The following is an 11,236-nucleotide window of genomic DNA, read 5'->3' on the forward strand; positions in this document are numbered from 1 at the left end:
CAGATGCTATTAACCCAAAAATGTCCACAGGTGAGATAGAGGTTCATGCCACTTCTTTAGATATCCTTTCAGAATCAGAAACACCCCCAATATACATTAATATAGACGATGAAGCGTCGGAAGAACTTCGCTTAAAATTCAGGTATTTGGATCTCAGAAGACCCAAAATGCAAAAAAAATTGATCTTGCGTCATAAAATCGTCCAGAAAATACGGGAATATTTGAATAACTTGGATTTTCTGGAAATTGAAACACCTGTACTCACAAAATCTACTCCGGAAGGCGCTCGCGATTTTTTAGTCCCTTCAAGAATCAAACCCGGGAAATTCTATGCGCTTCCTCAATCACCACAGCTTTTCAAGCAACTGTTGATGGTAGCCGGAATGGACAGATACTATCAGATAGCAAAATGCTATCGTGATGAGGATTTCAGAGCTGATCGACAACCTGAATTTACCCAGGTTGACCTGGAAATGTCTTTTGTGGACGAGGAAGATATTTTCAATGTAGTAGAAGGTATGCTTAATAAATCTATCAAAGAGAGTGTTGGGGTGGAATTACCCCTTGAATTTGATAGGATGACATATGCCGAGGCTATTGAAACCTATGGAAGCGATAGACCTGACAGAAGATATGGTATGGAACTTCACGATGTTACTGAAATCTTCTTTTCAACGGATTTCAGGGTGATTTCCAGTGCAATTGAAGCCGATGGTGTTGTAAAAGCGTTCAAAGTCAAAGGTTTAGCAAATCGTTTCAGTAGAAAAGTCATTGATCAATATGTAGAATTTGCCAGGTCATTGGGCTTGGGTGGACTTATATGGATTAAGATTGAAGATGAAATCAAGTCATCGATTTTAAAATTCTGTGCTGATGAAATCAGAACAACCGTTAACAGCCTTTCAGCTGAAAAAGGTGACCTTATACTGATGGCCGTTGGCGATAGAGTGTCAACATCTAAAGCACTCGGAAAGATCAGGGAAAAGATAATTTCTACAGAACTTCCTGAAGCTCAGGGCCTTGATATTCTCTGGGTAACTGAATTCCCTATGTTTTCTTTTAATGAAGAGGAAAATAGGATAGAAGCCGAACATCATCCCTTTACTATGCCGGATCTTGAAGATATGGCCCTGTACAAAAACAGTGACCCTCTTAAGATAAAATCCCGGGCGTACGATCTTGTAATCAACGGTTTTGAAATTGGTAGCGGTAGCGTGAGAATTCACCGTCGTGACATACAAAATGATGTATTCAGGCTCATTGGCCTTTCGCAGGAAGAAGCCGATAAGAAATTTGGATTTCTACTTGAAGCATTTAAATATGGTCCACCTCCACACGCTGGAATAGCCCTTGGCCTGGATCGCATAGTGGCAATTTTAGCCGGTGCCAATTCCATAAGGGATGTTATTGCTTTTCCAAAAACCGCCAGTGGCTCTGATATCATGACAGGAGCTCCTTCTGAAGTTTCTCAAAGTCAGCTGAGGGAGTTAAAACTATCCCTTGTAAAAGGAGAAGAAGAGGAAAAATGAAAGTAGCGATAGATGGGCCGGCAGGTTCTGGAAAATCTACAGTTGCAAAACTGCTTGCAAAGGAACTTGGATTCGAATATATAGATACTGGTGCCATGTATAGAGCGTTGGCGTGGAAGATGCTTAAGCATGGTTATTCCTATGAATCAAAAACCGACATTGAAAAAGTCATACAAAATACCATTTTCAGCTTTGAATCGCCCAATTTGCTTATGGATAACGCTACTATCGGTGATGAAATCAGAACATCTGAGATCTCCTTACTCGCTTCTAAAATCGCTACTATATCGGAGATTAGGGCTTTTCTTACCAGGGAGCAAAGAAAACTCGCGGAAAACAGAGATTTAGTGATGGAGGGAAGGGATATCGGAACTGTTGTCTTACCCGATGCCGACTACAAATTTTATATTACGGCTTCGCCTGAAGAACGAGCAAAACGAAGATATAACCAGCTCAAGAAAATGGGGATTGATGCTGATTTTAATGCGATTCTCAGAGAAATTTCCTTTAGAGATAAGAATGACTCCTCACGAGAAATAGCACCTTTGAAGCCAGCTGATGACGCTATTGTGATTGATACTACAGAAATGCCTCTGAATGAGGTGATAAAATTGATCTTAAAGAAGATGAAGTTTCAATGAAGGTCTATATAGCTGCTGCGACAGGGTTTTGTTATGGCGTTAATAGAGCGGTTTCTACTTGTGAAAGATTATTGAAGAATGGTATTACGGTTTATACAAATGGCGAACTGGTACACAATGAAGAGGTGGTAGAAGGGCTAAAAAAAATGGGACTCAAAACTTTGAGAGATATTGAGTCCGATCTAGATCCTGAACTCAGTTCGTCAACCTTTGCTATCAGAGCACACGGTATATCTCCACTATTGGAAAAGAGTTTGCGAAAGAGCTTTGGAAGAGTTGTAGACCTCACCTGTCCCATAGTGTACAATGTATTTAGGTTGGCCGAAAGGCTGGAGAAAAAAGGTTACCTTATAGTTATTTACGGTAGGAAAGGGCATGCCGAAGTTGAAGCCATATGTGGGAGGCTAAAGAATTATTTGCTTATTGAGCCGAGTTATGATATAAAAAAGGTCTATTCGGATATCTTAAAAAAGGCGGAAGAAAAAGTCGCAATAATTTCTCAAACAACCATGAATCATCAGGAGTTTATGAATTTTTCCAGTCAGATCAAAAATATAGATTTGAAAGTAGAGGTTTTTGACACAATTTGCAGCGTAACCGTTAAGAGAGAAGAAGAAGCGAAAAAACTCGCAGAAAAGTGTGAAGCAGTGATAGTTGTCGGCGGAAAACAAAGCTCAAACACAAAAAAGCTTGCTCGCATTGTTCAAAATTCCGGGAAGAAGGCCTTTCATATTCGAAAGCCTGAGGAGCTTCCTTTATTATCGGAGTTTGAAAGTGTTGGCGTGATAAGCGGTACATCAACACCATTTGTGCAAATCCAGAGAATTCTGGATTACATAGAAACCAAATACGAAGGGGAGGTTATCCATAATGGATGATGTAAAAAGAAACAACGAGGAAAACCTCAGTATGGACGAGATTTTTGAAAGTATGGACGATTTTTCGATAAGGAGGGGGAGCGTAAAGGAAGCTGAAGTGTATTCGATACAACCTGATGGCTTACTAGTTCTATTGGATGGAAAGCTGGATGGTTTTGTGCCAGAATCTGAATTGGTTCGTTCTCTTAATGAATACAAAATAGGGGATAAGATAAAAGTAACCATATTAAAGGTCAACGAAGAGGAAGGGCGAAGCACAGCATCTGAAATCAGAGTATTCAGAAAAGAGGCGCTTAAAGAGGTAGAGAACAAATACAGAAACAACGAACCAGTTAAAGGGAAAATCGTTTCAAAGGTAAGCAGTGGTTATAATGTCAGGCTTTTAAATGTAGTTGAAGCGTTCCTCCCTGGTTCACATTCTGGGCTTAAAATTGATGATGAAATTCCAGAAGAAACGCTTGATTTCAAAATAATCGCTTTTAGAAGATCAAAGCGCAGCGCACCGAGAATCGTTGTTTCGCTAAAAGAGTTAAAGGATTTAAGAATAAAGTCTTATCTGAAAAGCATAAAAGAAGGCTATGTTGTAACTGGAGTAGTGGAATCGGTGAAGAAATTCGGTGCCTTTGTAAAGTTGACAACCGATGTAACAGGGCTGATTCCAGCATCAGAAGTTTCCTGGGATTTCTCTGTCAGGATAGAAAAAATTCTGAAACCCGGAGACAAAGTTGAAGCAAAAGTGATAGGTGTGGATATAGAGAACAAAAAGATTTCATTGAGCCTTAAGCAATTGCAGAAGGACCCATGGCAAGATATTGAGGAACGTTTCCCGGTAGGTTCAGTGCACAAAGGCAAAGTCAAATCTATCGTTCCTTTTGGCTTTTTTGTAGCCGTAGAAGATGGTATTGAAGGTCTGGTACACATTTCCGAGGTCTTCTGGGGAAATACAAGGAAAAAGCTTCAGGAAGTTGTCAAGGTTGGTGACGAAGTTCTTGTCAAAGTGAAGGAAGTCAACAAAGAAAAGAGAACTCTTTCACTTAGTTATCGTGAAGCCTTAGGAGACCCATGGGACAACATCGAGTCTAAGTATCCGATTGGGAAGATCGTGGAAGGAAAAGTAGCAAAGGTCTTACCAACCGGGGTAATTGTTGAACTCGAGGAATATGTTTCTGGCTTTGTACCGCTCTCAGAAATATCATGGAACTTTGTGGATAAAATAGATGATGTTGTTAAAGAAGGAGACGTTGTTTCTGCCCTGATCATTTCCATGGATAGGGAAAATCGCCGGATGAGGCTCAGTCTCAAAAAAGCTTCTGAAGATCCCTGGAAAAGGGTATCAGAAGAGCTAAAAGTTGGCGACTATGTTTCCGGCACGGTTACCCGCACTGTAAAATCTGGTGCGATAGTCCTCGTTGATGATTACAACATAGAAGCTTTCTTACCAGTCTCACAGATATCAGATAAAAAAGTGGAGAACGCAGATGAGGCCATAGAAATTGGGCAGAAGCATCAATTTAAGATAATTCGACTGGTCTATGATCCACAAAATGATTCCAGAAACATGGTTGTCTCAATAAGACAATATTTGAAAGACATAGAAAAAAGGGAAGCTGAAGAGGCTATGAAAGAGTTATCATCAGAAGACAGCGCTACGCTTTCATTGGGAGATAAACTCAGAGAGCATTTTGACAGTGACGGAGCTTCTGAATAGACCTGGAGGAAAACACCTGTGGCAACAGTACTGATTGTGGGGCGCCCCAATGTGGGAAAATCAACCTTATTTAACCGATTGGTTGGCGGAAGAAGAGCAATAGTTGACGATCTCCCGGGAGTAACCCGGGATTTCGTCTTTGGAAGAGTTGAATGGCAGCAAAAGGGGTTTGAAGTCGTTGACACATGCGGACTTTTTGATGACCCCAAAGACATTGTGGAAGAAAAAATGAAGGATGTTACACTGGACATCATCGATGATGGTGACTTGATTCTATGGGTAGTAGATGGAAAACATGGCTTGACTGCTGCTGATTATGACCTTGCAGACCTTTTGAGGAGATATAAGGACAGAATCATTCTTGTTGCTAACAAAGTGGAAAACATCACCAATTTTGAAACTGATGTCAAGCCAGATCTTTACAGCCTTGGATTTGGAGAACCCATACCCATTTCTGCTGATCATGGCCTAAATATCGATATTCTTTTAGAAGCGGTTATCCTGGCCCTTCAGGCTCATGGTCATTATATAGACTATGTCCCCGAAGCGGAGGAAGCGAGTATAAGGGTAGCCATCGTTGGAAAACCGAATGCAGGTAAGTCTTCGCTTTTCAACGCCATTGTTGGTAGTCAAAGAAGTCTTGTGACAGAATTACCGGGTACTACCAGAGACATAGTCGATGAAACACTTTTGATTGACGATATTCCTATTACATTTGTTGATACAGCTGGCATAAGAAAAAAATCAAAGGTCAGTGTTAAGAATGTTGAGTACTACAGTGTAATGAGAGCGATTGATGCTATTGAAAGATCTGACATAATTGTCCTTGTTGTCGATGCTACACAGGGTATAAGCAACCAAGACCAAAAGATAGCAGGACTTGCAGAAAAAAACGGAAAAGGCCTTATTACCGTTTTCAACAAGGCTGATTTAATCAATGATAAAAAAGCCAGTAGTCTGTTAAAAGCTTTTGAGCTCGAACTCTATTTTGTGAACTATAGCCCGGTGACTTTCACTTCTGCAATAACCGGTAGAGGTATAGATGAGCTTATAGACAAAATATTCCTTGTAAGCGAAAAAATTGATTATCATATTCCCACAGGTTTGTTGAACAATCTCATTGGACGTTTTGTGAGTTCTACACCACCTGTGGGGACAAAGGTGAAAAAAGCGAAAATTTACTATGCAACTCAGATTAATACACGCCCACCATTAATCATGCTCAATGTCAACGATCCCAGACTTTTCACCCATTCTTATCTGAGAGGGTTGAAAAGAGCTATTAGGGAGAACATTGATCCGCTCGAAGGTACGCCTATCTTTATAAAATTGAGGCGGAAAAAATGAGTCAAGTCTTTTTTTTGGCAATTATTGGTTACCTTTCGGGAAGCATTCCCTTCAGTTATCTCATTCCAAAGGTGAAAGGCATAGATATAAGAAGGGTCGGCAGTGGTAATGTGGGAGGAACAAATGTTCTCAGAAATCTGGGAGGAGTTTTGGGATTTATAACTATGACCCTTGATGGTTTCAAGGCTTTTGTTCCCATGCTTATTGCAAGCTTGTTTTTTGGCTTGCCGCAGGAAAAGCTAATTGTAATTGGATTTTTTGCTGCTATCGGGCACAGTTATTCGATCTTTTTGAAATTCAAAGGAGGCAAGGCCGTAGCCTGTACTGTGGGTACGTTAACCGGTCTGAAAGGCTGGTTTCTTCCCCTTTTTCTAGCGATATGGACACCGATAGTGCTCTTGACGAAATACGTCTCTCTTGCATCCATAATCACCGTTGCAGTCATGGACCTAATTGTTTTTCTCGTTTCAGGCATAGAAGCGGGATTTTGGATTTTTGCGCTTCTGTTATTTACCATCTTCCGCCACAGGGAAAATATTCAAAGGCTTCTAAGAGGTGAAGAAAGGAAAACCGATCTAATAGCGGCTTTCAAAAAAAAGCGGGACCATTAGGTCCCGACTATTTTGTGTTACTTCCATGTACTCTTTCTTTAAATACCCTGATCCTCAGCATATGCCTTTGCAGTTTTGCATTGATCCGAGCTCTCTCTCTTGCATCTTTCTCAACTTTCAATATTTCCCTAGCTCTCGATATTCTTTCTTCAGCCCGATGAATATCGATATCTTCGGGTTTTTCAACGGCATCGGCAACAATGGTAGTTCCTTCGCGGGTGTTCAATAAATAACCGCCATGAATAGCAAAGGAGAGCTTTGCACCATCAGAAGCTTTTAACTCCACTAAATCAACTGACAGTTTGACAAGCAAAGGAGAGCGCTTTGGAAGAATTCCCATACCCCCTTCAATAGTTCTGAAGGAGAGGTAATCTGCCATTCCGTTCCATTTAATTCCATCAGGGGTCAATATTTTGACGTTAAGAGCCACACTATCGCCCTCCAGCAAAACTCTTGGCTTTTTCTACTACTTCATCAATTGTGCCCACCGACATGAAAGCTTGCTCTGGAAGATCATCGTGTTTACCTTCCAAAATTTCTTTGAAACCCCGAATGGTTTCTTTTATGGGGACATACCTGCCAGGAATGTTGCTAAAACGTTCCGCTACAAAGAAAGGCTGTGTTAAGAATCGTTGAATTCTTCGTGCTCTTCTTACGGTGAGTTTATCTTCCTCAGAGAGCTCTTCCATACCCAGTATGGCAATGATATCTTGTAGGTCTTTGTAACGCTGAAGAACTTCCTGAACTCTCCGGGCAACCTGGTAATGCTCATTCCCAACAACCAGTGGATCGAGATTCTTTGATGTAGAGTCCAGGGGATCAACTGCTGGGTACAACCCCTGTTCAGCAATGGATCTTGAAAGATTTACAGTGGCATCAAGATGGCTGAAAGTAGTGGCAGGGGCCGGGTCTGTAATATCGTCAGCAGGAACATATATAGCCTGTACAGAGGTTATGGAACCACTTTTAGTCGAGGTTATTCGTTCTTGAAGCTTGCCCATTTCACTGGCAAGAGTGGGCTGATAACCAACTGCGGAAGGCATTCTTCCGAGAAGTGCCGAAACTTCAGAGCCTGCCTGCACGAATCGGAAGATATTGTCAATAAACACAAGGACATCTTTTTTCTGCACATCGCGGAAGTATTCAGCCATGGTGATTGCCGATAGACCTATCCTGAATCTTGCACCCGGTGGTTCGTTCATCTGGCCAAAAACAAGGGCAGTATTTGGAAGGACGCCAGCTTCCTGCATCTCAAGCCACAGGTCATTCCCTTCTCTTGTGCGTTCTCCGACTCCGGCGAATATTGAAAGACCCTTGTGTTCAATGGCTATATTCCTTATGAGCTCCATAACCAGAACCGTTTTTCCCACTCCTGCACCACCAAAGAAACCTATTTTCCCACCTTTATTGAAAGGAGCAAGGAGGTCTATGACTTTTATGCCTGTTTCCAATATTTCAATATCGGTTTTTTGCTCGGTAATAGACGGAGGTTCACGATGTATTTCCCAGCGCTCTTTTGCATCAACCGGACCTCGTTCGTCTATGGGCTCGCCCAGTAGGTTAAACATTCTTCCGAGAATTTCATCGCCAACAGGCACAGAAATCTGTTTTCCAGTATCTATAACTTCTTGACCTCTCACGAGTCCATCTGTTGAATCAAGTGCAATGGCCCTAACCATGTTATCTCCGATAATTTGGGCAACTTCAAGGACGATTTTTTTGCCCAAAAATTCGTTTTCTACTTCAAGGGCATTTAAAATATCAGGAAGAGTTGCTCCCTCAAAGCTGACGTCGATAATAGGCCCTATTATAGAAACGATTTTGCCCTTGTTGATTTCACCGGTGGCTTTCTTCTGGGCTTTCTTTGTATTCTTTGCCACGCTCACACCTCCAGATCAACCTTTTAATGCTTCTGCGCCGTTGACAACTTCAATTATCTCTTGAGTGATGGTAGCCTGACGCACCTTATTTCTAATAAGGGTAAGCTGTTCAATCATTTTCTGGGCGTTTTCGGTGGCATTTTTCATTGCGTTTTGCCTTGCAAACAGCTCGCCCACTTTTGTTTCATATGTAGCCAGCAATATTGCGCTTGTAACCCATGATTCGAGCAGTTCTTTGTACAGATTATCGCTTTTCGGTTCAAAATCATACACTTCTTTGATCTCCGGGATTTCATCTGCTTCAAATGGCAATACTTCGTAAAGGACCGGGAGCTGAATTATGGGATTCTTAAAGCGACTGTACACGATTTTCAAGCCGGATGCGGATTTTTTTCTCATGATTTCAAAGACCCGATTCCATATCATCGCTGCCTCATCAGCATCTGGTATGTCGTAAAATCTTGTGAAACTATCGAAGTGCAAGGCAGATCCTTTGAAATGCTGTTCAGCCTTATTGCCAATTGTTACAATCGCTTTTATCCCATCTTTTTCTTTTTTTAGGGTATCATCAGCTAAACGCAGAACTTCACTGTTAAACGCTCCACACAAACCCATATCAGCGGTTACAACTATCAAGACATCACCTTCGCCGCTGAAAAGCTCAGTTTCGTCTGTGGAAGCACTCACAATCGATAGATTCTTTCTTAAAGCAGCCTCGTATTCTCTTACAAAAGCGAGTGATTTTTCAACCTTTTTTATCTTCGCCCGGGCCACCATTTCCATTGCCCGGGTGATTTGCATAGTCGATTCAGTGGATTCAATTCTCTCTTTTATCGCACGTAACTTTCCTTTACTCACAATACCACCTTCAGCTCAGGAAGGACTTTTTTGCATCTTCAATTGCAGCTGTAAGACTCTCCTCAATCTCATCTGTAAGGTCCTTTCCCTCCCTGATTTTTATAAGTACATCTGGATGTTTTTCCTTCATAATTTGAAGAAGAGCATTTTCGAATGCAATTATTCTTTCGGTGGGAATGTCATCGAGAAATCCCTTCGTTCCGGCATATAAAACCACGATTTGCTCTTCGACAGGCATTGGAGCATACTGCCCTTGTTTCAGAAGCTCCGTTAGTTTTTCACCCCGTATCAACTGGTTCTGAGTAGCCTGATCAAGATCTGTTGCGAACTGCGCAAAAGTAAGCAATTCTCTGTACTGTGCTAAGTAAAGTCTCAGACTACCAGCTATTTTTTTCATTGCTTTTATTTGAGCAGAACCACCAACCCTGGATACGGAGAGACCAACATTTATAGCAGGACGATTACCAGCATAAAAGAGATTTGGATCGAGATATATCTGCCCATCGGTAATTGATATGACATTCGTAGGAATATAAGCGCTGACATCGTTGGCTAGAGTTTCTATAATCGGTAACGCCGTAAAAGAACCTCCGCCATGTTCTTCATTAAGTCTTGCGGCTCGTTCTAAGAGTCTTGAATGGAGATAAAAGACATCACCTGGATATGCTTCACGTCCAGGAGGCCTTCTTAGAAGAAGAGAAAGCTCTCTGTACGCGGCTGCATGCTTGGAAAGGTCATCGTAAATCACCAAAGCGTCTTTGCCATTATACATGAAGTATTCAGCCATTGCGGCTCCTGCATAAGGTGCCAAATAAGCGAGAGCAGCAGGGTCGCTAGCAGAGGCAACGACTACTGTGGTATATTCCATGGCACCGGTCTCAACAAGTTTATCTATTATCTTTGCAATAGCAGCAGATTTCTGGCCAATGGCAACGTAGATACAGTAAACCCCATGCCCTTTTTGATTGATGATAGTATCCACGGCTATCGCAGTTTTTCCAGTTTGCCTGTCACCGATTATCAATTCTCGCTGGCCTCTACCTATAGGAATCATGGAGTCAATGGCTTTTATCCCTGTTTGAAGAGGTGTGTCAACGGGTTTTCTTAAAACCACGCCAGGAGCTTTGACTTCAATAGGTCGGTAATCTTTTACACTAATTGGATCTTTGGCATCTATTGGGATTCCAAGGGGATTTACCACTCTACCAAGTAAATCCATACCTACCGGTATTTGCATTATCCTTCCGGTTCTCTTTACGAGATCTCCTTCTTTGATGTCCTTATATTCACCAAGGATGACAACCCCAACATTGTCTTCTTCCAGGTTGAGGGCCATGCCATAAACACCATTTTCAAAAACAACAAGTTCACTGGACATGACGCCCTTCAACCCGTAAACCCGGGCAATTCCATCACCAATTTGTATGACTTTCCCGGATTCAAAATAGTCAATTTCTTTGTCTATACCTTTGATTTGGGTTTCAATAATTCTCGTGATTTCCGAGGGACTGATCTTCACTCAACCACCTCCAGTGGTTCATTTTAGCTACCAATACCTTGTTTGATTCTTTTAAGCCTTCCTGATATACTCATGTCAACTACTCTATCTCCAAAACGTAAAATCATCCCAGCAATAAGTCTGGGATTGGTTCGTATTTTAAAGCTCGGTTCCATTCCAGTTTTGTTGAATATAAATTTCCTGAGGATCCTGTATTCTACACTTGAAAGTTCTATAGCTGTTTCGACATCCACTTCGATTTCACGCTTTGCCTCTGCGATTAATG

At 41.6% G+C, this 11,236-nt stretch carries 11 protein-coding genes; 6 read left to right on the forward strand and 5 right to left on the reverse strand.

What is annotated here, in order from left to right:
- From aspS to plsY, 6 genes are all read left to right on the forward strand, one after another.
- The coding region (gene aspS / locus AC3LHT_RS03270; RefSeq protein ID WP_488661972.1) for an aspartate--tRNA ligase at positions 1-1,529 on the forward strand (1,529 nt) is incomplete at its 5' end.
- On the forward strand, positions 1,526-2,170 hold the full coding sequence (cmk, locus tag AC3LHT_RS03275; protein ID WP_488661973.1) for a (d)CMP kinase: 645 nt from the start codon (positions 1,526-1,528) through the stop codon (positions 2,168-2,170). The genes aspS and cmk, both read left to right, overlap by 4 nt.
- The gene (gene ispH, locus AC3LHT_RS03280) at positions 2,167-3,048 is read left to right on the forward strand and encodes a 4-hydroxy-3-methylbut-2-enyl diphosphate reductase (protein ID WP_488661974.1); all 882 of its coding nucleotides are present in this window, start codon (positions 2,167-2,169) and stop codon (positions 3,046-3,048) included. The genes cmk and ispH overlap by 4 nt, the downstream gene beginning before the upstream one ends.
- Positions 3,041-4,756, forward strand: a complete 1,716-nt coding sequence (locus AC3LHT_RS03285; protein WP_290646544.1) for a S1 RNA-binding domain-containing protein — start codon at positions 3,041-3,043, stop codon at positions 4,754-4,756. The genes ispH and AC3LHT_RS03285 overlap by 8 nt, the downstream gene beginning before the upstream one ends.
- A gap of 18 nt (positions 4,757-4,774) precedes the next feature.
- Positions 4,775-6,103, forward strand: a complete 1,329-nt coding sequence (gene der / locus AC3LHT_RS03290) for a ribosome biogenesis GTPase Der (RefSeq protein WP_290667259.1) — start codon at positions 4,775-4,777, stop codon at positions 6,101-6,103.
- Entirely contained in the window at positions 6,100-6,714 is a 615-nt protein-coding gene (gene plsY, locus AC3LHT_RS03295; RefSeq protein ID WP_488661975.1) for a glycerol-3-phosphate 1-O-acyltransferase PlsY, read from the forward strand. Before der ends, plsY begins: the two co-directional genes overlap by 4 nt.
- Before the next feature lie 7 nt (positions 6,715-6,721).
- Here the strand turns inward: plsY and atpC are convergent, their stop codons facing one another.
- The 5 genes from atpC to AC3LHT_RS03320 form a co-directional block, all read right to left on the reverse strand.
- On the reverse strand, positions 6,722-7,144 hold the full coding sequence (gene atpC / locus AC3LHT_RS03300; protein ID WP_290646538.1) for an ATP synthase F1 subunit epsilon: 423 nt from the start codon (positions 7,142-7,144) through the stop codon (positions 6,722-6,724).
- A 1-nt stretch (position 7,145) separates the two neighbouring features.
- Positions 7,146-8,549, reverse strand: a complete 1,404-nt coding sequence (atpD, locus tag AC3LHT_RS03305) for a F0F1 ATP synthase subunit beta (protein WP_488661977.1) — start codon at positions 8,547-8,549, stop codon at positions 7,146-7,148.
- A gap of 60 nt (positions 8,550-8,609) precedes the next feature.
- Complete coding sequence (atpG, locus tag AC3LHT_RS03310; RefSeq protein ID WP_290646534.1) at positions 8,610-9,452, reverse strand: ATP synthase F1 subunit gamma; 843 nt, start codon at positions 9,450-9,452, stop codon at positions 8,610-8,612.
- 10 nt (positions 9,453-9,462) lie between these two features.
- On the reverse strand, positions 9,463-10,971 hold the full coding sequence (gene atpA / locus AC3LHT_RS03315; RefSeq protein WP_290667265.1) for a F0F1 ATP synthase subunit alpha: 1,509 nt from the start codon (positions 10,969-10,971) through the stop codon (positions 9,463-9,465).
- A gap of 23 nt (positions 10,972-10,994) precedes the next feature.
- Positions 10,995-11,236: F0F1 ATP synthase subunit delta (locus AC3LHT_RS03320; RefSeq protein ID WP_488661976.1), on the reverse strand; the 242-nt coding region annotated here is incomplete at its 5' end.

This window comes from Kosmotoga sp. (genome assembly GCF_982836095.1).